The organism is Corynebacterium spheniscorum, from assembly GCF_900113445.1.
In the GTDB taxonomy this organism is placed as follows: domain Bacteria; phylum Actinomycetota; class Actinomycetes; order Mycobacteriales; family Mycobacteriaceae; genus Corynebacterium; species Corynebacterium spheniscorum.
The window spans coordinates 37,145-62,212 of sequence record NZ_FOPJ01000008.1 but is presented as its reverse complement, the minus strand read 5'-3'; the positions used below and the strand labels follow the sequence as shown (position 1 = coordinate 62,212).

Annotated in this window: 17 protein-coding genes; 11 read left to right on the top strand and 6 right to left on the bottom strand. The window is 58.0% G+C overall.

Features of this window, described 5'->3' with window-relative positions:
* The first annotated feature begins 773 nt into the window (after positions 1-773).
* Positions 774-1,220: a PH domain-containing protein gene (locus BMZ01_RS07195; protein ID WP_143067467.1), complete on the top strand. Its 447-nt coding sequence runs from the start codon at positions 774-776 to the stop codon at positions 1,218-1,220.
* A gap of 98 nt (positions 1,221-1,318) precedes the next feature.
* Here BMZ01_RS07195 and BMZ01_RS07190 read toward each other — a convergent pair whose 3' ends face one another.
* From BMZ01_RS07190 to dnaK, 4 genes are all read right to left on the bottom strand, one after another.
* The gene (locus BMZ01_RS07190; protein WP_092285935.1) at positions 1,319-1,807 is read right to left on the bottom strand and encodes a heat shock protein transcriptional repressor HspR; all 489 of its coding nucleotides are present in this window, start codon (positions 1,805-1,807) and stop codon (positions 1,319-1,321) included.
* Between the two features lie 149 nt (positions 1,808-1,956).
* Positions 1,957-3,162, bottom strand: coding sequence for a molecular chaperone DnaJ (dnaJ, locus tag BMZ01_RS07185; protein WP_092285933.1), 1,206 nt, complete (start codon positions 3,160-3,162; stop codon positions 1,957-1,959).
* Positions 3,163-3,365: 203 nt separating this feature from the next.
* Positions 3,366-4,076 carry a nucleotide exchange factor GrpE gene (grpE, locus tag BMZ01_RS07180; protein WP_092286024.1) on the bottom strand — a complete coding sequence of 237 codons (711 nt, stop codon included), beginning with the start codon at positions 4,074-4,076 and terminating at the stop codon, positions 3,366-3,368.
* A gap of 26 nt (positions 4,077-4,102) precedes the next feature.
* Positions 4,103-5,950 (bottom strand): molecular chaperone DnaK, encoded by a 1,848-nt coding sequence (gene dnaK, locus BMZ01_RS07175; RefSeq protein ID WP_092285931.1) that lies wholly within the window; start codon positions 5,948-5,950, stop codon positions 4,103-4,105.
* 476 nt (positions 5,951-6,426) lie between these two features.
* Between dnaK and BMZ01_RS07170 the strand changes: the two genes are divergently transcribed.
* Positions 6,427-7,314: a fructose bisphosphate aldolase gene (locus BMZ01_RS07170; protein WP_092285929.1), complete on the top strand. Its 888-nt coding sequence runs from the start codon at positions 6,427-6,429 to the stop codon at positions 7,312-7,314.
* 168 nt (positions 7,315-7,482) lie between these two features.
* A complete protein-coding gene (locus BMZ01_RS07165; protein ID WP_223845895.1) occupies positions 7,483-8,961 on the top strand; it encodes an AI-2E family transporter in 1,479 nt (492 codons plus the stop codon).
* Positions 8,962-9,180: 219 nt separating this feature from the next.
* On the opposite strand, the gene BMZ01_RS07160 is transcribed toward BMZ01_RS07165, so the two are convergent.
* Entirely contained in the window at positions 9,181-9,795 is a 615-nt protein-coding gene (locus BMZ01_RS07160) for a nucleosidase (RefSeq protein WP_092285925.1), read from the bottom strand.
* Between the two features lie 327 nt (positions 9,796-10,122).
* Here BMZ01_RS07160 and BMZ01_RS07155 point away from each other — a divergent pair, with 327 nt between their 5' ends.
* The gene (locus tag BMZ01_RS07155; protein ID WP_092285923.1) at positions 10,123-13,386 is read left to right on the top strand and encodes a (Fe-S)-binding protein; all 3,264 of its coding nucleotides are present in this window, start codon (positions 10,123-10,125) and stop codon (positions 13,384-13,386) included.
* Positions 13,387-13,521: 135 nt separating this feature from the next.
* On the opposite strand, the gene BMZ01_RS07150 is transcribed toward BMZ01_RS07155, so the two are convergent.
* Positions 13,522-17,004, bottom strand: a complete 3,483-nt coding sequence (locus tag BMZ01_RS07150; protein ID WP_092285921.1) for a choice-of-anchor M domain-containing protein — start codon at positions 17,002-17,004, stop codon at positions 13,522-13,524.
* A gap of 426 nt (positions 17,005-17,430) precedes the next feature.
* Between BMZ01_RS07150 and BMZ01_RS07145 the strand changes: the two genes are divergently transcribed.
* The 7 genes from BMZ01_RS07145 (at position 17,431) to BMZ01_RS07110 (ending at position 24,934) form a co-directional block, all read left to right on the top strand.
* Positions 17,431-18,249: a choice-of-anchor M domain-containing protein gene (locus BMZ01_RS07145; RefSeq protein ID WP_143067466.1), complete on the top strand. Its 819-nt coding sequence runs from the start codon at positions 17,431-17,433 to the stop codon at positions 18,247-18,249.
* 92 nt (positions 18,250-18,341) lie between these two features.
* Entirely contained in the window at positions 18,342-19,982 is a 1,641-nt protein-coding gene (locus BMZ01_RS07140; protein WP_177180108.1) for a metal ABC transporter solute-binding protein, Zn/Mn family, read from the top strand.
* A 4-nt stretch (positions 19,983-19,986) separates the two neighbouring features.
* Positions 19,987-21,093 carry a choice-of-anchor M domain-containing protein gene (locus tag BMZ01_RS07135; protein ID WP_092285915.1) on the top strand — a complete coding sequence of 369 codons (1,107 nt, stop codon included), beginning with the start codon at positions 19,987-19,989 and terminating at the stop codon, positions 21,091-21,093.
* 92 nt (positions 21,094-21,185) lie between these two features.
* Positions 21,186-21,959 (top strand): anchored repeat-type ABC transporter ATP-binding subunit, encoded by a 774-nt coding sequence (locus BMZ01_RS07130; RefSeq protein WP_092285913.1) that lies wholly within the window; start codon positions 21,186-21,188, stop codon positions 21,957-21,959.
* Positions 21,953-22,816 (top strand): anchored repeat-type ABC transporter permease subunit, encoded by an 864-nt coding sequence (locus tag BMZ01_RS07125; protein ID WP_092285911.1) that lies wholly within the window; start codon positions 21,953-21,955, stop codon positions 22,814-22,816. The genes BMZ01_RS07130 and BMZ01_RS07125 overlap by 7 nt, the downstream gene beginning before the upstream one ends.
* Positions 22,809-24,047, top strand: a complete 1,239-nt coding sequence (locus tag BMZ01_RS11185; RefSeq protein ID WP_177180107.1) for a hypothetical protein — start codon at positions 22,809-22,811, stop codon at positions 24,045-24,047. Before BMZ01_RS07125 ends, BMZ01_RS11185 begins: the two co-directional genes overlap by 8 nt.
* A 134-nt stretch (positions 24,048-24,181) precedes the next feature.
* Positions 24,182-24,934 (top strand): DUF1707 SHOCT-like domain-containing protein, encoded by a 753-nt coding sequence (locus tag BMZ01_RS07110; RefSeq protein WP_177180106.1) that lies wholly within the window; start codon positions 24,182-24,184, stop codon positions 24,932-24,934.
* Positions 24,935-25,068: the final 134 nt, after the last annotated feature.

Here is a 25,068-nt window from a genome sequence, read left to right as displayed (position 1 = left end):
AGTCATGCCGAACATAATAAAACTTAAGCACCACATTCTCGTGTTTCTGGCTTGGCGATTACCCCCAACCATGGTGTTTAAAACCCCAACGGTGGGTGCATACAAGGTAATTGTTTCTCGCACTATCTACGTGGCCATCACCCGCAGCATCCCGATGTGCAGTCCCAATCAATGAGGAAACCTGAAGTTCCGCAGAGCGCAGGTTCCCCACGCCCCTCGATGTCCCTATCGCCAACCACATGCGATCAGCCCCAGACAAACCCCTCAAACCACCCCCGGATCGGGTTGCAATATTGCACCTTTGCATCACAAGGAACTCGCAGCTCAATAAGTATTTTGGTTGGGGAACAGACAGTGGTGTGGAAAGTTTTTCCCCAGACAAGCCTGGCCTACGCCACAACGCTTGAGCTACTCTTCTTTTAACCGCAAACCTACATGTCAAGCAGTATTTCTTTAACCATCTAAAGCAAAGGATTCTCAAGACGGCAGCACCTCTGCCACCCCTGCAGTTATCACGTTATATGAGTTAGCAAGCCCCACACAGCTGAAGGACACAAACCCGATACCCCTCGGTAGCACTACCCCTAGATCCCACATCTTGGGCTCTTCCTCCCGCTACACCGTCCGACACAATCCGGAATCCTCGTGAGGGGTTGGGGTGTGGCCACCAGCATTCCCAGAACAGGAAGGCGACTTGGCTCTACCCCTCTAAGTGCACTTCTTGTCTTCCTGTCTCATTGCCCACCGCATCAAGAAAGGAAACCCCGAAGACCGTGAATACTACAAAATGCAACTCCCGCGTCTTCGGTTATAACCTAGGACGAATAATCATCTTGCTGGTCGTAGCGGGAATCTTCGCCTACTTGCTCAATCAAGGCGACAAGATTGGAATGCTGATCAGCGGAATCCTCTTTGTAGCTTTGGCGCTTTTCTCTATCGGGGCGCAACTTAGTGAAGATAAGTTGAAGGTCGATATCTCCGGCATTCCCGTCAAAACCATTCCAGTCGCAGACATCAAGAACGCCAGTCGCGTCACGTCTTCACCATTTTTTGAGCGCAACACCTTCGGTGCCCATGTCGGCGGCCTCGGTTGGTCTTTCCACGTCGGAGCGCCGAACCTGCTGATCACCCTAGCCAACGGAAATACCTACCGCGTATCGGTGGATGACCCCAATGCTTTCATCTCAGCACTCCGCAAACAGCTAGCCCCAGCTGCATAAACCCAGCACGCTGTGAGGCTTGTGCACTCAGGAAGCAAAACGAAGGGCGAGCAGTATCTCTTCAACTTCTCGCCCTCTATTCTTGGCTTTAATTCCAGCTAGGAGCTGCGGGGACGCCGCCGGCTGGCCTCACGATCCCACATCACCACCGCCGTGGAGCGGGGCACATGCACAATCTCCCCACGCGGCCGCGATGACCTTTGCTTTTCTCTTAAGAGTTCCTCGCGGAGCCGGCGGTTTTCCTCCGCCAATTGCTCATTTTCATGATGCAGATGCGCGTTCTTTTCGCTCAATTCAATAATGGATTTAATCCCCGCCAGGTTCACCCCATCATCCTGGCTGAGCTTTTGAATAAACCGCAGCATCGCCACATCCTGCCGGGAATACCGCCTGCCACCACCACGGGTACGCTTCGGCGAGACCAGCCCAATGCGGTCATAGGTGCGCAGCGTCTGCGCATGCATCCCCGCCAGCTCCGCAGCCACCGAGATGACGAACACCTCACCTAAATCCTTGGGCGGGAAATTCGCCTGGATTCGGGCTGCCACATCACCTTGTTCACCTTGTTGGTTCTGCGCTTGGCTCATTAGGTGTTCACCTCCTCGAAGAATCTGCGTTGTTTCTTTGTATTCTTGCTTATCCGAGACCCGCTGGCTGAGGTTTGGCACTCACGGCCTGGGGTGAATCGGTGCGGGATAAGGGTTGAGGCATCACGCGCATGGTTTATACACGCGAGTTAGCGAGCCCCAGCCCAGCCCTCACGGGGGTTAAACCCAGCATCCTTTTCCGCTTGGGCATAGGTACGTAGTGCACTTCGAGCCGCTGGATCCAAGTTGCTCGGAACCTGCACTCGTACGGTCACCAGTAGGTCACCCGCCTTCTTGGAGCTCCCACGGGCCGGAATACCACGCCCACGAACCCGAAGGATCTGCCCATCTGGGGTACCGGCTGGGACTTTGACCCGAACCGCATTATCTAAGGTCGGCACCGTAATGGTGTCGCCTAAGGCGAGTTCGCTGAAGGAAACTGGCACATTGACTTCCAGATCATCACCGCTGCGGCGGAACACCTCATCCGGTTTCACATGCACGGTGACAAAGAGGTCACCAGCTGGCTTCCCATTACGTCCAGCTTCACCTTGCCCAGCTAGCCGCACCTTTTGGCCATCTTCCACACCTGCGGGGATCCGCACGGTAATGGAGCGAGTGCGGTGCACTGTGCCACTACCAGAGCAGGTACTACAGGGATCGGTGATCACCTGGCCGGTGCCATGGCAGGTCGTACACGGTGCAGAGAACCCGAAGGCACCCTTGGTTTCGGATGTGAATCCGGTGCCATGGCAATCCCCACAATTAGAGGGGTTTCCGGAGGTAGAGCCGGAACCATGGCAGGCGTTACAGGGCACATTCCCGCTTAGTTGGACGGGAATCGTGGTCCCTTTCGCCGCTTCCCGGAATTCCAGGGTGATGTCGGTTTCGACGTCCGCCCCCCGCGACGGCCGAGTTGCGTGGCGAGCACTGCCGCCGCGGTTGAAAACGCCACCGAGGAAATCGCCCAGACCGCCGTCTTCAGCAGGTCCTCCACCGGATCGTGCTGCTCGGGCTCGGGCGAAGATGTCCGAGAGGTCGAATTCTTCTTCCGTGCCGCGAAACCCTCCCGGAAAGCCGGGCCCCGCATTCCCGAAGCCACGGAAAGCGCCACCGCTTCCGAGCATCGCTTTTAGATCGTCGTATTCTTTACGCTTCTTGGGATCCCCAAGGACATCGTAGGCTTCGGCGGCTTTCTTAAAGCGCTCTTCGGCAGCTTTGTCACCCGGGTTCTTATCGGGGTGGTTAGCGCGTGCCAGTTTGCGGTAGGCCTTTTTAATTTCCTCATCCGTTGCAGATGAGGAGACCCCCAGATCCGCGTAATAGTTCTTGTCTGCCCATTCTCGCTGTGCCACTGGGCATCTCCTCCTTTCTATCCGCTAGCGGATGTTGCGTTGTCCTTAGCTAGGTAGCTCAGGGCTAATTCAAATTTATCGAGTATTTCTAAAGTTTTATAAAAATCTATGGCTAATAGGTTTCGGGGAGTTCCCCACGGTCTGCTACTACCCCGGGCTAAGGGGTAGTAGCAGCGCGGGTGTTCTCGCCTAGCTGGAAATGTTTAGGATTCCTCGGTGCCAGTAGCACCTTGGGTGCCAGTTGCACCATCATTGTTGTCTTGAGGATCCGCAATGATCACCATGGCGGTGCGCACTACTTTCTCACCGACGCGGAAACCGCGACGTAAGACAGTGCCCAATACCTTGTGGTCACCTTCCGAAAGATCCTGAACTGCTTCATGGATCTCAGGATCGAAGTCCTCACCGGGTTCACCGAAGGGGGTGAGCTTGAAGCCGCCGAGAGTGTTCTGCAGCTTATCGGCGAAAGCCCGCAGCGGACCTTCTTCTAGATCACCATGTTGGCGGGCTAGTTCCAGGTCATCCAGGATCGGCAGCAAGCTGCTCAGTACCTGGGCTTTAGCGGTTTCGGCGATCTGACCGCGTTCCCGCTCGGTACGCCGACGGTAGTTGGCATACTCAGCGGTTACTCGCTTGAGATCATCGGTGCGTTCCTCTAATTGCTCTTGCAAGCTGCTTAAAGGATCAGCTCCTTCAGCTGGTGCTTCGGTGCCTAGGACTTCATCCTCGGCGCTTAGGCGTTGCACCTCTGCTTCGGCTTCTTCTTCTAAGACGGCTTCCGGGTCGAAGGTTTCTTTACCTTCGGCACGGGCTTCCGCCTGGGCGTCGGCTACCGCATCAGCGGCAGCCTCGGCCTGCTCTGGGCTGGTGGCCTCCGGGTCGGTGGCTGCGGGATCCCCGGGGTTATCGGGCATCTTCGCTTGGCCCTCGTCGGGGTAGGTCACTTGTTGTCATCCTCCTCGTCGACAACTTCAGCGTCGACGACATCGCTATCGGCACCTTCAGCGCTTTCGCTACCAGCGTCAGCCTGGGTGGCACCGGCGTTAGCCTGTGCCTCGTAGATAGCCTTACCCATTTCCTGCGATTCGGTGGAGAGCTTCTCTACCGAGGACTTGATGGCGTCCAGGTCATCACCCTTGAGGGCTTCTTCCACTTCACCAGCGGCCTTTTCGACCTTCTCCTTGATGTCTTCGGAGACCTTGTCGGAGTTATCCTCCAAGAACTTGCGGGTCTGGTAGACCATGGACTCGGCGGAGTTGCGGGTTTCCTGCTCCTCGCGGCGCTTCTTATCCTCTTCGGCGTGAGCCTCGGCGTCCTTGATCATGCGATCAATTTCTTCCTGGGACAGACCGGAACCATCTTGGATCTTGATGGTGTTTTCCTTGCCGGTGCCCTTGTCCTTCGCGGTGACGTGCACGATGCCATTGGCGTCGATGTCGAAGGTCACCTCGATCTGCGGGATACCGCGCGGAGCCGGAGCAATACCGCCGAGCTCGAAGGAGCCGAGCAGCTTATTAGCGGAAGCGATTTCACGCTCACCCTGGAAGACCTGGATCTGCACCGAAGGCTGATTATCTTCAGCGGTGGTGAAGGTCTCGGAACGCTTGGTCGGGATGGTGGTGTTGCGTTCGATGAGCTTGGTCATCACGCCACCCTTGGTTTCAATACCCAGGGACAGCGGGGTGACATCCAGGAGCAGAACGTCCTTGACTTCACCGCGGAGCACACCAGCCTGCAGGGCAGCACCCACAGCCACAACCTCATCGGGGTTCACACCCTTATTGGGTTCACGGCCACCGGTGAGTTCCTTGACCATGTCGGAAACAGCCGGCATACGGGTGGAGCCACCAACCAGCACGACGTGGTCGATGTCCTTGACGGACATATCGGCATCCTTGATGACCTGGTTGAAGGGGGCCTTGGTGCGGGCCAGCAGGTCTTCGGTGATGCGCTGGAATTCGGTGCGAGACAGGGTCTCATCCAAGAAGAGCGGGTTCTTCTCGGCATCGACGGTGATGTAGGGAAGGTTGATATTGGCGCTCTGGGAAGCAGAGAGCTCAATCTTGGCCTTCTCGGCTGCTTCACGCAGACGCTGCAGAGCCATCTTGTCCTTGGTCAGATCAATGCCATTGGCGGCCTTGAACTTTTCGACCAGCCAGTCAACGATGCGCTGATCCCAGTCATCGCCGCCGAGCTTATTATCACCAGCGGTGGCCATAACCTCGACCACACCATCGCCGATTTCTAGCAGCGAGACGTCGAAGGTACCGCCACCAAGGTCGAAGACCAGGATGGTTTGTTCCTTATCGCCCTTTTCCAGGCCATAGGCCAGGGCTGCTGCGGTGGGCTCGTTAACGATGCGCAGGACATTCAGGCCGGCGATCTGGCCGGCTTCCTTGGTGGCCTGGCGCTGTGCGTCTTCGAAGTAAGCGGGAACGGTAATAACCGCGTCGGTTACCTCATCACCCAGGTAGGCTTCCGCGTCGCGCTTCAACTTCATGAGCGTGCGGGCGGAGATTTCCTGCGGGGTGTACTTCTTATCGTCAATATCGACAGACCAGTCGCTGCCGATATGGCGCTTGACGGAACGAATGGTGCGGTCCACGTTGGTGACTGCCTGGTTCTTGGCGGATTGGCCAACCAGCACTTCACCGTTCTTTGCGAAGGCAACCACCGAGGGGGTGGTGCGAGCGCCTTCAGCGTTAGCGATGACGGTGGGTTCGCCACCTTCCAGAACGGCGACCACCGAGTTGGTGGTACCGAGATCAATTCCTACTGCGCGTCCCATGCTGATTAAGTCCTCCTGTTTTGTTGTTTCATCTTGGGCTGTACATCTTCAGTTGATTGCATCGCACTCAACTAAAGGGTGTTGGCCCCTCGCGACCCTAACAGAATGTGCGAGGGCCTTGAGTCGATGTCACTCAACCTGACACTAAGCACAACGGGGCAACCCTCAAAGTTGTTCCCACTTCGCTCAACTTTTTTGGAAAATTTTTGTTTGCGCAGGTCATAGCGCTAAAGATTTTGGAAATTCTACTCGCGCCTTGCACAAAACCGGCGCGGCTTGAGCGCACCCCACTCAAGTATGAGTATGTATGGGGGCTGCGGGAGGCGGGTCTCGACTAAAGCCCTAAGGCACAAAGTTTTGAGATCCTTAACACCTTAGGGGGTAATGGGCGTCGACAAGCTGGCGAAAGCGCCCTACCCTCGAAGGGGCACCTGACGGACACGAGGTTCGACAAGATTTTTTGGAGGCTAACCCCCATGAGCGAAAAGCAAACTGAAGTAATGCGCGAAGGCAAGGGCTTTATTGCTGCACTGGATCAATCCGGCGGCTCCACCCCCAAGGCCCTGCGCCTCTATGGCATTCCGGAAGATGCTTATCAGGGCGAAGATGAGATGTTCGACCTGGTGCACCAAATGCGCACCCGCATCATCACCTCGCCTTCCTTTACCTCCGAGAAGATCCTCGCCGCGATTCTCTTCGAGATGACCATGGATCGTGAGATTGATGGCATCCCCACCGCGCAGTACCTGTGGGAAAAGAAGGGCATTGTGCCGCTGCTGAAGACCGATAAGGGCCTGGCAGATAAGGAAAATGGCGTGCAGGTCATGAAGGATAACCCCGGCCTGGACGAGCTGTGCAAGCGCGCCGTGGAAAAGGGCATTTATGGCACCAAGATGCGTTCGGTGATCCATGAGGCCAATGCTGAGGGCATTAAGGCTGTCATTGAGCAGCAATTTGAGGTCGGCAAGCAGATTCTTAGCCACGGCCTGGTGCCGATCATTGAGCCGGAAGTTGATATCAACGCCCCGGATAAGGCTGAGGCCGAAAAGATGATGCGCGATGAGATTAAGCGCTGCTTGGATGAACTGCCCGAGGACCAGCAGGTGATGCTGAAGGTCACCATCCCCACCGAGGATGGCTTCTACACCCCGCTGATTGAGCACCCGCGCGTGATGCGTGTGGTCGCCCTTTCCGGTGGCTATGAACGCACTGATGCTAATGAGCGTCTCTCCCGCAACCCCGGCCTGATCGCGTCCTTCTCTCGCGCGCTCACCGAGGGGCTGTCTGCGGATCAGTCTGATGAGGACTTCAATAAGACTCTGGCTGAGTCCATTGAGGGCATCTACCAGGCATCTATCGCCTAAGTAGGCCCCGCTCGATTGCCTTAGGCACGGCACTTTCACTGTGGTTGGTGAGGTGCCGTGCTTTTTATATTTAGCGACGGCTTGAGCAGCCTGTGCACCTGAGGTGCGTTGTGGCCTGCGCCTAGGGATTTGGTCTTCGCGACAATTTTGCGCCCAACAATTCCATAAATGAACAAGCATATGGGAGAATCGGAGCCCATGAACGCCAACGAACCTGGACAAACATCAGAACAGGCTTCTGAACAGTCCTCCACCACCAGCCCGAAGGGCCCCCGACCTAAGGCAGCAAGCGCTGCAACTCAGGCGCGCAGTGCCCGCGCCGAAGCTGCCGATACCCCATCGATCCTCGCCCAAGCTGTAGAAGGCATGGTGGCTGAGGATGATGGCGAAGAGCACCCCATTGACCGCGCCCTGATTTTGGGCCGCGATGGCCGCTGGTTCGCCGGCTGGGCTTTGCGCTTCATCATCGTGGTCATCGCCGCGGTGTTTGCCTTTAAGATCCTTGGTTCCGTATGGAAGGGCGTGCTGCCTATCCTGCTGGCCCTGTTGATCTGCACCGTGCTGTGGCCGCCAGTGAAGTGGATGCGGGACCATAAGATCCCCGCCTCTTTGGCGGTGGTGGTGACGATGGTGGGAACCATCGCCGTCCTCTTTGGTGTCTTCGCAGGCATTGCGCCTTCGGTGACCTCCCAATTCCAGCAGGTGGTGGATCGCGCTACCGAAGGTGGCCGCCGCTTTGTGGAATGGATCCAAGGCCCGCCGTTGAACCTGGAATCTAACCGCGTTGATGAAATGGTCAACGAGGTCACTGCCTTCTTGCAAGATCACTCCAGCCGCATTGCCTCTGGGGTATTTAGTGGCCTATCCACGGCCTCTTCCTTTGCAGTGACGGCCGCGGTGACCATGGTGTTGGTGTTCTTCTTCCTCAAAGATGGCACGAAGTTCCTGCCCTGGCTGCGTAAATTCACCGGCAACAATGTGGGCTGGCACCTCACCGAGGTGCTCTCGCGCACCTGGAATACCCTGGCTGGGTTCATCCGCGCGCAAGCTGCGGTCTCGCTAGTGGATGCCGTCTTTATTGGTATTGGTTTGGTGCTGCTGAAGGTACCGATGGCGTTGGCGCTCGCGGTGATTACCTTCTTCGCCGGCTTCATCCCGATTATTGGTGCGGTTTCCGCCGGCTTCTTGGCTGTGGTGATTGCGCTGGTATCCAATGGCTTTACCAATGCGCTATTGGCCCTATTGCTGATCCTGGTGGTGCAGCAACTCGAATCCAATATTCTTTCCCCGATCCTGCAGTCCAAGGCCATGGACCTGCATGCCGCCATTGTGCTTTTGGCGGTGACGGTGGGCGGCACCCTCTTTGGCATTATTGGTGCCTTCTTGGCCGTGCCGGTGGCTGCCACCATCGCGGTGTGGTTGCGCTATCACTCGGAGCTGGTGTCGCTACGCGCAGGGGAAATCACCATCGATGATATTGAGATAGCGACCTCGAAGGGCAAGACCTTAACCAGCCAAGAAGCATTTAATGCGGTGCGTGGGCGCTTAACCAACCTTTCGGGGAAGCGCCGCCGCGGGCGTTCGGAATCTACCGTCGCCCCGAAGGTCTTTGAAGCTAAAACTGTGATTGAGGAAGACCCCTCCTAACCACGAAGACCCCTCCTAACCACGGATAATCTAGGGCGAAAAGCTTAAGGGCGATGATGCGAGTGTGAAGGCATCATCGCCCTTTTTAGCTTTGGGGATTCGCGCCAAAATAATTTTGTGGTGAGGCATAGCTGGGGAAGCACTGCCCTACCGAAGTTTTGCGTGGCGCTGCCGGTGGTGCGGGTCTCGGGGAAAGCACAACCTCGGCGCAGGCCGCACCTAGCTGCGCTTTTCTAGTTCCTCGGCGACGTGGAAAGCCACCTGTGCGAGCTCGCGGGCGCCGAGTTCCACGGCCTCATCCCAGAGCGCTGCAGAATCTTCATTGGCCTGGTCAGAGACCTGTTTGATGAGGGTGACGGGCAGGCCGAGGTGCTGGGCGACGCGCACGATGGCGTAGCCTTCCATATCCACCAGCTCAGCTTCGCGGGCGATGCGTTCGCGGTCTTCGCGGCGGTGGATGAAGGCATCACCGGTGGCGAGGCGCTTTTCTTCGAGCAGGCCGCTGGTGGGTAGGTCGATGTGGTTGGGGTAGGGCTTACCATTCATCTCGGAGATGATCTCGTGGTCGAAGTCATGCTGGTGGCAGCGGTTGACTTCATAGATGCCGTGCAGGCCATCCTGGAGGGCGCCGACCGTACCGAAGTTAATGAGGCGCGAGGGGGTGCGGCCTTGTTCGCGTTCGCTAATCAGCAGGTCCATGAGCGTAATGGTGGCGTTCAGCGTGCCGATGCCGGTGACGATGAGGGCGCATTCTTTGGGCAGGTGGACGGCTTCTTCTTGGGTGGCGGAGACAAAGAGCGGGCGATTGGGGATGACCTTTGGGGTTGTGTGCATGTTCGCTAGCCTAAACCCCCTGCCGCGGTGGTGTCGTGCGGTGCCTGGTGCGGCGCTGCTCTCTAGACGACCCCACGGCGCATCGAACTTAGCTTTGCCTGAACTGTGGGGACATTGCTGCGATGCCTTATAGTCCGCTGTGCACAGCTGGCCGCTACGGTCTGACCCTTGCTGGGCTCTAAGGTGGTGAAGGAGCGAAGAACGCTTCACTTCCTCCTCGCCTCAACCTGGCAAAGGCACGCGCCATCGCCCAACCACGCCAGCAAACCCCCATACCTAAAACCCCATACCTAAAAGAAAAGCACAGCCCAGAGGTTCACTTCAGCCATGATCTCCTCCCCCACAACACTGCTCGGCATTTTGGGCATCGTGTTGTCCCTTCCCGCGTGGGCCATATTCCTGCGCGGATTGTGGAAGCTCTGGCGTTTTGTCTCCCAAGGCACCAGCAGTGCACCGGAGCGATTCCACCACCTCCCCAAGCGCTTTGTGCGCATGCTCGTTGAGGTTTTTGGACATACCCGGATGAAGGGTAAACCCCTGGTACTCATTGCGCACTGGGTGGTGATGGTCGGCTTCCTCTTCGGCGTGGTGGTGTGGTTCGAGTCCTATATCCAAACCTTCTGGCCCGCCGGCGGCTGGCCCTTCCTACGCACCTGGACCTTCTACCACGGGGTAGAAGAACTCCTCGCCATCTTCACCGTGCTCGGCATCCTGGCCTTAATTGTGGTGCGGCTAAGGCTTGGGCATAAGGATCGCTCCTCGCGTTTCTACGGTTCCCAAGCCTGGGCGGCACGCTCCATTGAGGCGATTGTTTTCCTCGAAGGCCTAGGCATGCTGCTAGTCAAAGCAGCGAAAACCGCCACCTACGGTCACGCGCATCCCATCGCGGATCTGCTCTCCGCCCAGATCGCGCGGCTGCTGCCCGAAAGCCCCGTGCTCATCAGCTGCTTCGCCTTGCTCAAGCTGCTCGCCGGCATGGCCTTTTTGGCTCTGGTGGGCCTCAACCTCACCTGGGGCGTGGCCTGGCACCGCATCCTCGCCTTCTTCAATATCTTCTTCAAACGCGATGATGGTGGCCTTGGGGCGCTGGCACCCATGCGCACCGCTGAAGGCGAGGTCCTCACCCTAGAAAATGTGGGAGAAGATGATCAACTAGGTGCCGGCCACTTAGAAGATCTTTCCTGGAAGATGCGCCTGGATGCCGCCACCTGCACGGAGTGCGGTCGCTGTCAGGATCTCTGCCCCGCGTGGAATACCCACAAGCCCCTGAACCCGAAGCTGCTCATGATGGATATTCGGGAAGCAGCATTGAATCCACAAGCAGCTGCCGAGATCAACGAGGCGGCACTCAATGTTGATAACCCACATGCCGGGGTGGATGTGCTGAAACTAGCCGGCGATATTGTCACCGATGATGTGCTGTGGAGCTGCACCAATTGCGGTGCGTGTGTGGACCAATGCCCCGTCGATATTGAGCACATCGACCATGTGGCGGCACTACGCCGCTTCCGGGTGTTAAGCGATTCTGAATTCCCCGGCGAACTGGGCACCATGTTCCGCGCCCTAGAAACCAAGGGCAACCCCTGGGGGCGTAATCGCAAGGAACGCGAAGATTGGATCACCGCTGCCCGCCGCGATGGCCTCGAGGTGCCGATCTTCGGTGAGGATGTCGATAGCTTCGCTGACCTGGAGTACCTCTTCTGGGTGGGGTGTGCCGGCGCCTTTGATGAAGATGGCGTGAAAACCACCCGCGCGGTGGTGGAGCTCCTGCACACCGCCGGCGTGAAATTCGCGGTGCTTTCCAAGGGCGAAACCTGCACCGGCGACCCGGCGCGCCGCGCGGGCAATGAGTTCCTCTTCCAAATGCTGGCCGCGGAAAATATCGAAACCCTCAATAACACCTTCGAGGGCGTTCCTGCCGGCCAACGCAAAATCATCACTACCTGCCCGCACTGCTTTAATACTTTCCGCCGCGAATACCCGGACTTCGATGGCCACTTCGATGTCTTCCACCACACCCAGCTGCTGAATCGCTTGGTGCGCGAGAAACGCCTTACCCCCATCCCGCGTGGCCCGGAGAACCGTCGCCCCATCACCTACCACGACCCCTGCTTCCTGGGCCGCCACAACCAGGTCTTCGACCCACCGCGGGAACTCATTGGCGCTACCGGTGCTTCCATTAGCGAGATGCCGCACTCCCACAACGAGGCCTTTTGTTGCGGCGCTGGTGGCGCGCGCATGTTCATGGAGGAAAAGCTCGGCACCCGCATTAATGAGTTCCGCACCAAAGAAGCCCTCGATACCGGCGCGGAAACCATTGTCGTGGGCTGCCCCTTCTGCAACACCATGATGAGCGGCGGAGTGCGCGCCCTGCGCGATGACCAACCCAAGGATCAGCGTCCGCAGGTCCGCGACGTCGCCCAGATGCTGCGCGACTCCATCCTGGTCGATGGCCAACTGCCCACCCCGCATCCCCCAGAGTTCCTCGATAGACCCATCCGCGATACCGCACCTAAGAAGCCCACGGCTCTACCCATGCCGGGCTTAGGGCCCGAAGGTGGCACGCCAGCCACAAAGGATGCGGCTGCAGATAGGAAGGTTCCGGGCGCCTCCCCGAGAACGACTACTCCGCTTCCCACTCCCGGTGCGGCAGTGCCTTCCCCGGGGTCTGCCACGCCTACCCCCATTAAGCGCGAGTCGCCTAGCGACAGCGCATTAACTGGGAAACCTGCGGCACCTGGAGTTCCTACGCCTGGTGGGGTTCCGGCTCCTGGTGGGGTTCCGGCCCCTGGTGGCCTACCTATGCCCGGAGCGGCCACACCGAAACCTGTAGCCCCGAAGCCCATGGCACCAAAGCCAGCGGCTCCAAAGGCGTCAGCTCCTACGCCACCGGTTCCGGGTGCGGCCACGCCTAAGCCTGCGGCACCAAAGCCAGTGGCTCCAAAGCCCGCTGCCCCGAAGGCAACGGCCCCAAAGCCCGGTGTTCCAACTCCGGCGGCCCCGGGTAGTTCAACCCCGGCTGCCCCGGGAGCATCTACGCCCAAACCGGGTGCACCAAAACCTGTGACTCCTAAGCCTGTAGTGCCATCTCCGAATGTGCCTACACCAAGTGCACCTGCACCGAGTGCGCCAACTCCTGGCGCTGGGGTACCTGGTCCGGTGACGCCTAAGCCTGCGGTGCCAAAACCGGCACCACAACCAAGCACGCCAACCCCGGCTGTTCCCGGCGCGGCCACGCCTAAGCCGGCGGCACCAAAGCCAGTGGCACCAATGCCGGCGGCGCCAAAGCCCAGTGTTCCCACTCCGACGGTTCCGAAGCCCGCTTCAACGACACCAAAGGTGGCAACACCATCACCGGCTGCTCCTAAGCCAGCGGCATCCAAACCGACGGTGCCGAGCCCATCGGTCCCGAAGCCTGCTGCCGCGACTCCAAAGTCGAGTGCCCCTAAGCCACAAACACCAAAGCCTGCAGCCCCCGGTTCAGCGGTACCCACTCCTGGTGCTGCGGTGCCACCTCCCGGCGCGGCGACCCCGGCAGTTCCGAAACCAGTGGCGAAACCTGCTGAGGATTCCGAGTCCGATAACGACTAGGCCACCAGCTGGTCGTCATGTGGTGTGGCGGCATAAAAAATTTTCCCTCTGAGCTTTAACGCCGAATGCGTCTAGTTCAGAGGGAAAATTTTTGTGTGCGGACCTAGGTACTGCGGTTGAGGTTCGGGCTAGGTTTTATGCTTCCTTCATTCGCTTGTAGCCGAAGGTTCCTAGACCAAGTCCCATTGCCAGCAGCGCCAGGGCGATCATCCAACCAGCATTCGCACCGGTGGCTGCCAGGATTCCGCTCTTAGGGCCAGTGCCTGCCTGAGCGTTGGGGGCCTTGGGTGCACCAGGGGAGCTCGGTGCACTAGGTGCAGGTGCTGCGGAGCTACTGCTTAGCGGCGCGCCGGGGGCCTTAGATGAAGTGGGGTGAGTGGTACTAGGTGCCGGGGCTCCTGGGGCAGTACTGGGTGCTTCGGTCCCAATGGAGCTCACCTTGCCATCACTATCAACCAAGAAGGTCACGGTACGTGCGGCCACAGTGTTGTCTGGGTTGTCGTGCTCGTTGGCACTGACATCCATGGTGTAGATGCCGGGCTTGGTGAACAGCCAATTCGCGTGCAGGTGCATGGGCTCGGAGTTGGCAATCACGTGGCTGCCATCGCTACCAGCTAGCACCTGGCCTACCCCGCCGAGGGCTCCTTGGGTGTAGGCCCACCACTGTGCGCCTTGGGGGAGTTCCTTCGGGACGATGGTGATGTCATAGGCTTTGCCATCGCCTGTGTGCTGGGTGGAGAAACCAGGCCAGAGGCTATTGCCTTCTTGGGTTTGAGGCAGTAGATACACAACGTCACCAGCATGGGCGTGATAAGGCATGGCCTTCGCGGTGTCTTCGGTCAAGGTGTGTTTAAAGTGCTTCTCCACGACGAAGACCGTGTTATCCGCTAGGAAGTGACGGTGACCGCCGGGGTAGCTGGCGTCATCATGACCGACCATGATCTCTGGGTTAGAAAGCGAGCGTTCCTGCTCATTAACCATCGGTCCGATATCGGCATGGCCTTCTCGGATCCACACCTTCTCGGCAACGCGCGGGTCCAGCTCATCCGCATGGGGAGCAGAGGTCGAGGAAGTAGATGGAGTGCTGCTAGGGCTCGGGTTTGGTACTTCAGTCTCCGGTGCGGCGGTAGAGGTTTCCTCAGTGGTGGCGGTTTCACTTGTTGAAGGGCTTGGCTCATCACTGACTACTGGGGACTCCGAAGTTTCGGTGGTGACCGAGGTTGTCGGGGTGCTCGGAGTAGTCGAGATCTCCGGTGTGTCAGTGGGTTCCGGATCTGAACTTGGTTCGGGTTGGGGTTCCGGTTGAGGAGCTTCCGAGCTGTGTTCAGAGGTGGTTTCAGGCAGCGGTGCCGCAGTGGTTTCGGTGCTGCTTTCGGGCTCTACTTCGGGTGCGCGGTCGCGTACTTCAAAGGTGATGAGCTTTGGTTCGGTGGCGTTTTCTGGATTGCCGTGTTCGATCGCCCGCATGCGCATGACATAGGTGCCGGGTTTGGTGAATACCCAGTTGTTGTGCAGGTGGATGGGGGTATCGCGAATGATGGTGGTTTTGGTTTCATAGGAGGCCAGGCGTTCGGCGATTCCCATGAGTCCTTGGGTGTAGGCCCACCATTTGGCGCCTTCGGGTGCTGAGACCGGTTCGATTTCAATATTGAAGGCTTTGCCGCCGACATGTTCGGTGGAAAAACCTGGCCACAGGCGGTTGTCGCGTTGGACTTGGCTCACCAGCCAAACGGAATCCCCGGAGTTACCCATAAAGGCGTAGGGGGTGTTTTCCACGTTGTCGGGAAGTGGGGTTTTGAAGTAGGGATCCACGATCATGGTCACGGATTCGGGGTCGCGTGCGACATGTTCCTTAACGATGCTGCGGGTGTCATCATTAAGCACGAATTCCAGGCCATTTTCGGTGGGCACCGGGCCAAGATCGATGTGGCCGCGGTCTAATTCCACCTTCTCGCGCAGCACCTCTACTGGTTCTAGTTTCGGAGTTTTTGGCGCAGGCGGCGGTGGCGGTGGCGCAACACTGCTGCTCGTGGTGACTTCACTAGGTGAAGGTGCTGGTGTGGAAGGGGTGATAGCTGGGCTGCCATCTTGGGGTACGAAGGGTGCCTCGGATAGCTCAAAGGTGGTGCTGAAAGCAGCTTCGCTAAGGCGCTTTTCTAATACCGGTTGGACAACCCCGGCTCCTGCTGAGCTCAATGAATCCGGGATGGCTTTGAGGATCAGCACAGTGTCTTTGGGGCTACAGACCTCATCGCTTCGAATCGCGGTGCGTTGGGAAGGCGAGGAGGTAAATTGCACGGAGCAATCCGGGTTGGGATAGGGCTTACCGGTGCGATCATTAATCGCATAGAAGCCACCATCAACGCGCAGCGTAAGGCGTGGATCATTGGGGATCACGCTGATTTTGAAGGTGCGGTTTTCCGCATCCACCGGTTCAGAGGTGACCGTGACCCCGCGGTCTTCGATGATTTTGTCGGAAAGATCGAAAGCCGGTGGCGGGTCTTGGGTAGCTGGGGTGGGAAACTCGGTGGCGGTTTCACTGATGCTGACGCCCGGCTGGTTGCGATCATAGTTCAGTGGTGCTGATACCCACCGTGGGCTGCCTTGATCATTATCGGGGATATAGACCACCTGAAACTGGGAGGAATAGGACCCGATCATTTCAGCCCAGCTAGCGCTACCACCACTAACGGGTACCTCGGTGAGGTAGTAGCCATCAATGTAGAAGACGGCGGTGCCTGAATCTTGGGGGTTGCCGGTGCTAAATTCCAGATCGGTGAGGTACTGCGCACCTGGGGTGATATCGCCTTCAGCCTTATGCGGGCGCATGCTGAAGGTGGGGTTGAAGCTGGCGGAGCCAGCAGTGGAAGAAGGTGCCTTGTTATAGGCTTCGGTGACGTCGCCGATGCCTTGGGGAGACGGTTTACGGCCACCGACCTGCCAACTTAGAGCCTGGGGTGCAGAGGCAATGAGGTTGCCTTGTTTATCGCGGGCAGTAGCGCGGTAGTGCACCACATAGCGGCCAGGCTTGGTGAAGGTGGTGTTGATATGGGTGTGGTTACCGGGTGCAATGGAGGTGGAGCGCAGTCCAGGATCATGGGAGGACCAAACGCGGTTGATGCCGCCTTCCCCACCGGAATCACCGAAAAGTTCCATTCGGCCGGGGCCTTCGAAGCCAACAATATCGAGGGTGAATTCTCCGTCTTTGAAGTTTTCGGCCGGGATGGAGGTATCGGCACCGTAGCCAACCCAAATGGGGTAACGGCCGCTCACGAGGGCGGGTGCCCAGTAGAGCAGGTCGCCTGGTTTGCCGAGGGCCTCAGAGTGCATGCGGCCATCGACGGTGTAGACGAATTGTTGTGGTTGGCCTTGGCCTTTGCCGATCCAGTGCACGGATTCTTCGATGGGGCGAAGGGTGCCACCGTGTTCGGTTTTGAAGGTGAAGTTATTGGTGTCGGGATCCCAGAAGGCTTTGGGGGAATCGACGTGGGCTTCGGTGGCGACGTGGCGGTGGTCATCGGGGCCAGCCCAGGCGTAGGGCGTGCTGATGCTCAGCATCAGTGCACTACCTAGGGCTAATGAGGTGCGGGTGAAGCGACCTCGGGGTTGGGAAGGCACAGAAGCTTCCTTTCGGTAATGGTTTTCAGTTTGGCCATGAAGCTACCCCACCACAGTACTATTGGGCAAGATTTCCATTAATATTTTTTATTTCCCCAAGAGAGTCCTGGTTGCAAGTTTTTAAGGCTGAGCAATGTTGACAACGATTCCCACTAGGGCTTAGTTTGAAATGACGTTCAATACCAGTAAGGTGCGCTAGCAACCCTAACGAGATACAAGGAATCAAGCACAGTGCTTCAGGACTTACATACCCCTGCCCTATCTTCTTCGGTGAACAAAGCACCGGTGCGCTACCGCGGACTCGCGTTGCGCGCGGCGAGTGTCGTTGTGGCGGGAAGCCTGCTCAGCGTTGGGGGCGTGCCCCCGCTGGGAAGCACGATCTCGGGGATAGCTCCCCTCCCAAGCGCTCAAGCGCAGGATCGTGTGGTGCTCGATCACGGCCATATGGATGCCTTTAATGTGGGTACCGATGGGGCCGGCGGGCTGGTGATGAGCTTGAAGGAGGATGTGACCGGCTCGCATGTGCTGCGAGATCCGTCGACGGTGACGATCAAGGTGGGCGATCACGCCTATACCGAGCAGACGCAGAGTATTCCGGGGGTGGAGCGCGCTACGTATTTCCTGCCGCAAACGCAGCAAGCGAACTTGCCGTGGCCGGGGTGGGATACCCAGGGTGTGCGCGAGGGTGGTTTTGAGAGCATTGACCTGGTTTTTGAAGAAGTTTCCGGGCCGGGGAATGTGTTTGTATTCCAGCAGGAGGCTTTTGGAGGGTTCCATGGGATGACCACTGATGGTGCGATGGTGCTGCGTAGTGGTTCGGTGATCCGGCAGGAACAAGCCGCGCATGTGCATGTGAACTGGGCTTTTGATGCGCCGGGGACCTATGTGATGAAGGTGCGGGCAGCCGGGACCTCCAATAGTGGGGTGCAGGCTAGCAGTGCGACTGCGACCTACACCTGGGAGGTAGGAAGCGGCGGGGCGGGAGCTACTGACGGCGCTGCTGCTAGTGGGGCTTCGAATGCTCCTTCAGCGGCAGCTCCCTCGGCACCTGGAGCCCCCTCGGCGCCTGGAGCTCCCTCGGCACCTGGAGCTCCCTCGGCGCCTGGAGCTCCTTCGACAGGACCGAAGCAATTGCCGAATACCGGCAGTAGTGTGTTCTCCTTACCGATTGCTGGGCTGGGCTTAGGTGTCATCGTGTTGGGCGCTGGCTTAGTCTTTGCGACTCGTCGACTGTGGTCCGCTTAAACCGCGCCGGCACCAGGGGTGCCTTTCAGCAGGATTCGACCAGAGCTACGCGCCGCTTTAGGCGCAGGCTCATTGGTGTTTTAAGCGCGAGCTTGCTGGTTGTTTCGGCATGCGCGGATCAGGGGAGCTTTGAGGCTGCCCCGCAGCGTGATGATGGCGTGGTTGATGTGGTGACCTCGACTGCGTTGATTGCGGATTTAGCAAAAAACGTGGCTGGGGATCGTGCGCGGGTGACCTCTTTAATGCCTCCGGGTGCGGATCCGCATGCCTATGAGCCGAGTTTGCGCACGGTGCGCAATGTGGCGAATGCCGATATTGCGTTCATGAATTATCTGCTCTTAGAGCAGCAGTCTTTGTTTCAGGCCATCACGGAATCTTCCCGGCCAGGCACCCCGGTGGTGCGTATCGCTGAGGAAGCCAGTGAGCATGGGGCAAATATTATTCCGCTGGTAGAAGATGTCTCCTTAGATACCGTGTGGTTGGGGATGCGGATTATTGGCACCCAACCTGGGGAGCTTCTTGGTAGTGCTGATGCTGCGAACTCTATTGAGTTGAAGGCTACGGCGGTGCGCGGCCCAGGTGATGTGGCTGCTTATTTAACGGGAACCTTTGGGCAGCCGGTGGTGTATTTCAATTCCGCTGATGGGGTTAATGAGCGGGATCGGATTGTGTTGCCTGCCGCCGCTCATACGCATATGAGCTGGGCTTTTAGCAAGCCGGGTGTGTATGAGTTGGATTTATCAGCGCGTTTTGCGCACGTCGATAATGCCCCGGAGATCGCCCATGGCACGGTGCGTTTTGCTGTAGGCATAGATCCGCACACGGTTGCCGGGGTGGATGCACACACCACGATTATTGACCAGGGACACCAGGATATTGCTGTTGATGTGGATAACCATGAGCTCTTGATCCACGGCGATGAAATCGGAGCGCATGAGCACGGTGCCCACGAGCACGGGCACGAGGGGCATGACCACGAGACTCACGAGCACGGGGCGCACGAGCACGGGGCGCACGAGCACGGGGCGCACGAGCATCACACGCATTCCGCCACAAATGAACGGCACCGCCTGGAAGACTCCATCATTTCTATTCCAGGCAGTGCCTTACAGCAGATCCCTGCCACACCGGCTTTTCGTTTTCTCGGGCGCCCAGGTTCAGAAACCTACATGTTGGCCCAGGCAGTGCTGGGCAAGCATGTGCATGGTGAATGGGATCCGCACTTATGGCATGACGTGGGCAATGCGATCGCTTATGTGAAGGTAATCCGTGATCACCTGATTGCCATTGACCCAGATGGGGCACCGGACTATACCCGCAATGCACAGGCCTATATTGCCCGGCTTAATCAACTAGACAGCTATGTGCGGGAGCAGATCTCACAGATCCCAGCAGATAAACGCTATTTGGTGACTACCCATGATGGCTATGGCTATTTGGCCAAAGCCTATGGGTTAAAGGTCGCTGGTTTTATTAGCCCCAACCCAGCTGTGGAACCTAGTGCGCGGGATCTCATTGCGCTTACCCGCACCCTAGAGAACCTCCAGGTACCGGCGGTGTTTTTAGAACCGCAATTAGAAGGCCGTGCCACGAATCTTTCAGAGATGGCCAAGCGTGCGCATGTAGATATTTGCCGGATTTATGGCGATAGCTTCACCGAGGATGTGCGCACCTATGTGGAGTTAATGGAAGCCAATGCCCGCAGCCTCAAGGAATGTTTAGCGAAGGAATAACACAATGACGAAGCCCAATGCCCACCACCCCCAGTCCATTGCAGTAGCAGCACGTCCCCACCGAAAACGGGTGGGAAGAACTCTATGCGCTGTGCTTTTTAGTTCCGCTGTGGTGCTTAACCCCATTGGTTTTAGCGCAGTGGGATTACCAACGACGTGGTCATCAGAAGCAGCTATGCCTCAAGCTTTGGCGCAGGAGGACCCAGCGCTACATCAACATGTGGACGCCAATGAGGAACATGCGCCTTTAGGTACCCGCGTGGCGTTTGATCATGGGCATGCGGATTTAGGGCCGCAGCTTGATGAGCAGGGCAATTTAGTGTTCTTGGTGCGTGATGATTCCGCCATCACCCCGGTGTGGCGGCATATCGAGGATGTGGTTTTCCATGCTGATGAGAAAGCCGCCTTAGATCTCCCGGATGATCCGAATTATCACTTCATTGGTGCCCAGCCTGGGCAGAAGGTGTGGGTGCTTCCCCAAACAGAGGTCCCTGGGGTGCCGTGGTTGGGGTGGTCAACCCAAGCCCCGAGTTTGTCCGATGGTTCCGCCCAAGGTGTGAACCTCAAGCTCCTCGGTCACCAGGGCCCGGGCAAGCATTCTTTATTCCTGCAATCCGGTGGTTTCGCCGCACCGAAGGTGTTGTGGACAGATGATCAACCCCAAAATATTTGGGTGGAGCTTAATACCCATACGCATGCCAATTGGGTGTTTAGCGAACCTGGGGTGCACCTGGTGGCATTGAATGTGCAGACCACGTCTGCCCAGGGTGTGGGCCAAAGTTTACCGGTGGTGTTGAAGTTCGCCATTGGGGTGGACCCCAACTCTGATGAGGTAAAAGACGCGAAGTGGGAAGGTGAGCTTCCTGGAAGTGCTGGGCAAGCAAACGCTAAAGGTAAAAACACCAACGGTGAAAGCCCCAAGGCTGATGCTTCTTCTACCCACGAGGTATCCGATAACCGTGCGGTGTGGTGGGTGTTTGCCGGGCTCGCCGCACTGATTGTCTTAGCTGCGGTGGCGGGCCTTGGCTGGCGGGCTAACCAAAAGAAACATAAGGCAGCAGCACAACGTGCCCAAGAAAACACCGACTCAGCTGAAGGTTCGGTGCGGTGATGTCTACCCCAAGCACACAGCAACAGCACGAAGATAACCAGCCCAACCCGCGGGTCTCGGGATGCGTGCTTGATGCGAGGAAAGATACTGAGATGCCGCTGCTATCGGTCAAAGACCTGGCGGTGAGTTTGGGTGGCCGGGAAGTGCTGCGCGATATTGAGCTGGATATTTTTGAAGGTGAATTCATTGGGCTCATCGGGCCTAATGGTGCGGGTAAAACCACTTTATTGCGCGCGATATTGGGACTTCTTCCTGCCCACGGTGAGATCAGCATTGCTGGGGCAACCCAAGTACGTGCGCGGCGCCATGCGGTGGGGTATGTGCCGCAGCGCCATGAGTTTGCCTGGGAATTCCCGATTAGTGTGCATGATTGTGTGCTGAATGCGCGCGGTATTGGTAGCCGCGGGTGGTGGAAACCGCAGCGGAAAGAAGATTATGCGGCGGTTGCGGCGGCATTGGATCGGGTGCGTCTTAAAGACTTAGATAATCGACCGATTGCGGAGTTATCGGGTGGGCAACGCCAACGCGTATTAGTGGCCCGCGCATTGGTGAATACCCCTAAGTTGTTGCTGCTTGATGAGCCTTTTAGCGGGCTAGATATGCCTTCGGCGGAGTTATTGGTGGAGCTTTTTCAATCATTAGCGACCGAAGGTACTGCGATTGTGATGAGTACCCATAATTTGGGCGAAGCGATGGATGCCTGTTCGCGCCTGGTGTTGCTTAATCGGGAACTGAAAGCCGTGGGAACCCCCGCACAGCTACATACCCCCAGCGTGTGGATGGAAACCTTCGCGGTGAGTGCGCATTCACCGCTATTGAGAACCGTGGGGATTAGCCCGCTTGCCGAAAGGGAAGAAGCATGCTGAGTTTTGGTGATTTCTTGGCAGATTTAATGAATCCGGCGTTGGGCTTTTTACCCAAAGCCCTCATTGTGGCGATGTTATCGGCGATTGTGTGCGCGGTGGTGGGCACCCATGTGGTGTTGCGCTCCATGGCTTTTATTGGTGATGCCGTGGCACACGCAGTTTTCCCCGGCATTGCGATCGCCTTTGCTTTACAGGGCAGCGTTTTGCTTGGCGGGGCGGTTGCTGGGGCGGTAGTGGCCTTATTAGTCGCAACCTTTTCACAACGCCGCCGCATTAAAGAAGACACCCTGATTGGCATTTTCTTCGCCGCTGCTTTTGCGGTGGGGTTGGTGGTGATCTCCAGGATTGATGGGTATACCGCGTCTTTAACTTCCTTCCTTTTCGGGTCTTTAACTGGGGTATCCAATAGCCAGGTGTATGCGGTTGCTGGGGTGGGGTTTGTGGTAGTTAGCCTGCTGATTATTTTGCAGCGCCCCTTAAGCGCGGTGGCCTTGGATCGCGAATCCGCCCAAGCCATGAACCTTCCGGTGTTCTTTTTAGACATTGTTTTATACCTGGCGGTGACCGCTGCGGTGGTGATCTCGATTAGCACCATCGGCAATATTTTGGTGCTGGCTTTGCTGGTCACCCCGGCGGCCACCGCGCGGATGCTCAGTGATCGTTTGAGCATCATGATGGTGCTCTCTGCACTCATCGGAGCGGCCGCGTCTTTTATTGGGCTGTATTTTTCTTGGGCGTTGGATATCCCCACTGGCGCCACGATTGTTTTAACGGTGACGGTGTTCTTCCTGGCAGCGTGGCTTTTCGCGCCGCGTCATGGACTGCTCTTGAGGCGAAAGGTAGCGGCTAATGCTTAAGGCTATGGATTATGTGAAGGCGCTGGGGTGCAGCACGACCTTGGCTATCAGTGGCACCTTGGCCAGTGCGGGCGTTGCCTCTGCGTGGGCAGCGGAAACAGTCAGCAGTGTTGAAAGCAGCACCACCGCACCTGCCGCCGCGGAGGTTGAGTTCCTACCTGTCGCAGAAAAAGAAGAAGACTGGTGGCGGCTTCCCACTATCAACTTTGATGGGGTATTGCCCACAGATGGGCCTTTCACCATCAGCGTGGAACGCGTGGATGGTCCCGGACGGCTCATTAGCGCGGTGCTTAATGATGAAGGCGAGTGGGTCCTGGGTGTGGATTCGGCCAACCTAGAGCGCGCGCTCTACCTTCAGAACCATGAATCCGCAGTGGAGTGGTGGTTTTCTGAGGCTGGGCGCTACCAGCTCACCTTCCATGTGGCAGAAGAAGATGGCGCGAAAGAAACCTATGTGCTGGGCTTCTTGGTGGGTAATGATGGGGAACTCGCCGTGGATGAGTCCCATGGTTTAGGTGCTGCCTTCAAGGAATTAGGGGAAGCACTCCGCGGCTTGGATCAGGTGATTCATGGCGATAATGGGACGCCACACCCTGCCGGCCTACCACAGGGCATTAAGGAAACTCCCGCGGTTGACCCGAAGGAAGCGCATTACCACGCAGTAGGTGTGGCCCCGCAGGTTGTGCGGGCACCGACCGCTCCCACACCAAGCACCCAAGGCGCACCAAGCACCCAAGGTGCACTAAGCACCCAAGGTGCAATAGCAGCTCCTGGTCTCGCGCCCATCCCGGCGCGCACCCACCCAGCACCCGCGGCCCCCGCCGCACCCGCAGCTCCCGCCGCACCCGCGGCTCCCGCACCACCACCGCCGCCGCCACCTGCACCTGCCTCGCCCTCCCCTACTAACCCGCTGGCCACCATGCCGGCTGAGGAAGGCACGCAAGGAGCGGACTCTCGCACAGAGGGCTCCCGTCCAGAAGACTTCCACTCCACACCCCATAACCAAACCCAAGCAGCAGCACTTAACAACAGCCAAGGCATCTGGGGCACCCTGGCCGCCGGCGGCTGGGTCAGTGGCTTCATGCTGGGCGTAGGCGCCATGGCTTTTATCGGTGGCTTCCTCTTATTCTTGGCCTCTCTTTTCATCCGCCGCCAACCCGCCCGCACACCATATGACCTGAACCTCGACGGTGATGACGCGCCCTACATGACTTCCCCTACGCACCCCTGACGTACCCCTGAGACACCCCTGATGCACTCCCCCATAACCTCCCTAACCCCACCCCTAACCCCACCAGACACCACCCCCAACTACCTCGACTTAGCCCTAGTCAGCACCGTTTTTCCGCTGCTACTATGGTGCCCATGAGTAGCCCCCGACACCGCCCCGCCGATTCCCGCCCCAACCAAAAAGGCCAGTTGCGGATCTGCGATAAAGAGCGCGCCACCGCCATCGATGCGCTCAGCCAGGCAATGTCCGAGGGCCGCCTTAGCCTGCAGGAATACGATGATCGCTCCCGCCAAGTCGCCGAAGCCCTCACCTACGATGACCTCAGCGATATCTTCAAGGACCTCCCCCAAGATCCCTTCACCCCCGTCCCGCTAAGCAAACACCCCCTGGTGAGCTCCGCCCTAAACTTCGACCTCAACCAACCCGGCCCGCTCCCGCCCTCGGTGATGCCCTCCCAGCTACTCAACCCGCATACCGGCACCCCGATTTCTTCCGGCCCCATCGAAGAACGCCGCTACACCGCCGCCGAAGTCACCCGCATGCATCGCAGTGGCCTGGTTACTCGCCTTGGTATCTTCGGCATCGGCAGCGTGATCACGCTCTGCGGCATGATCATGGCGGATTTGCTCTTCGCCTCCTCCGCGCTGGTGGCGATCATCATGAGCTTCATCCCGATCCTCTTCTTCCTCCTGTTCTTCATCAAAGTAGGCCCCGCCTCCTGGTACGTGCCCTCCCCACGCCAACTCGACCGCCAACGCATCCAAGAGCTCAAGGCCCTCGACGAGGCGCATCGCACCGCCGTGCGCATGCAAAAACGCGAACGCCAACACGAGATCAGCACCAATGTCACTGACCTGGTTCGCGAATGGATTGATCGTCGTAGTTAAAGTCCCTGGCTGAGCTTTAGTCGAGCTCGGGTGCTAAGGCTTTCCAGGTGCGTGCCTCACCCCAAGTGCCGCGCTATGCCGCAGCAATTTTTATTAAGCGGGGGAAGACCGATCTCGGGCGTAGCTTAATTTTG

Bases quoted from the DNA above. Each gene is read 5' to 3' on its own strand.
- BMZ01_RS07190 (WP_092285935.1), bottom strand. From the start codon at position 1,807: ATGAGCCAAGCGCAGAACCAACAAGGTGAACAAGGTGATGTGGCAGCC.
- grpE (WP_092286024.1), bottom strand. From the start codon at position 4,076: ATGCCCGATAACCCCGGGGATCCCGCAGCCACCGACCCGGAGGCCACC.
- dnaK (WP_092285931.1), bottom strand. From the start codon at position 5,950: ATGGGACGCGCAGTAGGAATTGATCTCGGTACCACCAACTCGGTGGTC.
- BMZ01_RS07170 (WP_092285929.1), top strand. From the start codon at position 6,427: ATGAGCGAAAAGCAAACTGAAGTAATGCGCGAAGGCAAGGGCTTTATT.
- BMZ01_RS07165 (WP_223845895.1), top strand. From the start codon at position 7,483: ATGAACAAGCATATGGGAGAATCGGAGCCCATGAACGCCAACGAACCT.
- BMZ01_RS07160 (WP_092285925.1), bottom strand. From the start codon at position 9,795: ATGCACACAACCCCAAAGGTCATCCCCAATCGCCCGCTCTTTGTCTCC.
- BMZ01_RS07155 (WP_092285923.1), top strand. From the start codon at position 10,123: ATGATCTCCTCCCCCACAACACTGCTCGGCATTTTGGGCATCGTGTTG.
- BMZ01_RS07135 (WP_092285915.1), top strand. From the start codon at position 19,987: ATGACGAAGCCCAATGCCCACCACCCCCAGTCCATTGCAGTAGCAGCA.
- BMZ01_RS07130 (WP_092285913.1), top strand. From the start codon at position 21,186: ATGCCGCTGCTATCGGTCAAAGACCTGGCGGTGAGTTTGGGTGGCCGG.
- BMZ01_RS07125 (WP_092285911.1), top strand. From the start codon at position 21,953: ATGCTGAGTTTTGGTGATTTCTTGGCAGATTTAATGAATCCGGCGTTG.
- BMZ01_RS11185 (WP_177180107.1), top strand. From the start codon at position 22,809: ATGCTTAAGGCTATGGATTATGTGAAGGCGCTGGGGTGCAGCACGACC.
- BMZ01_RS07110 (WP_177180106.1), top strand. From the start codon at position 24,182: ATGAGTAGCCCCCGACACCGCCCCGCCGATTCCCGCCCCAACCAAAAA.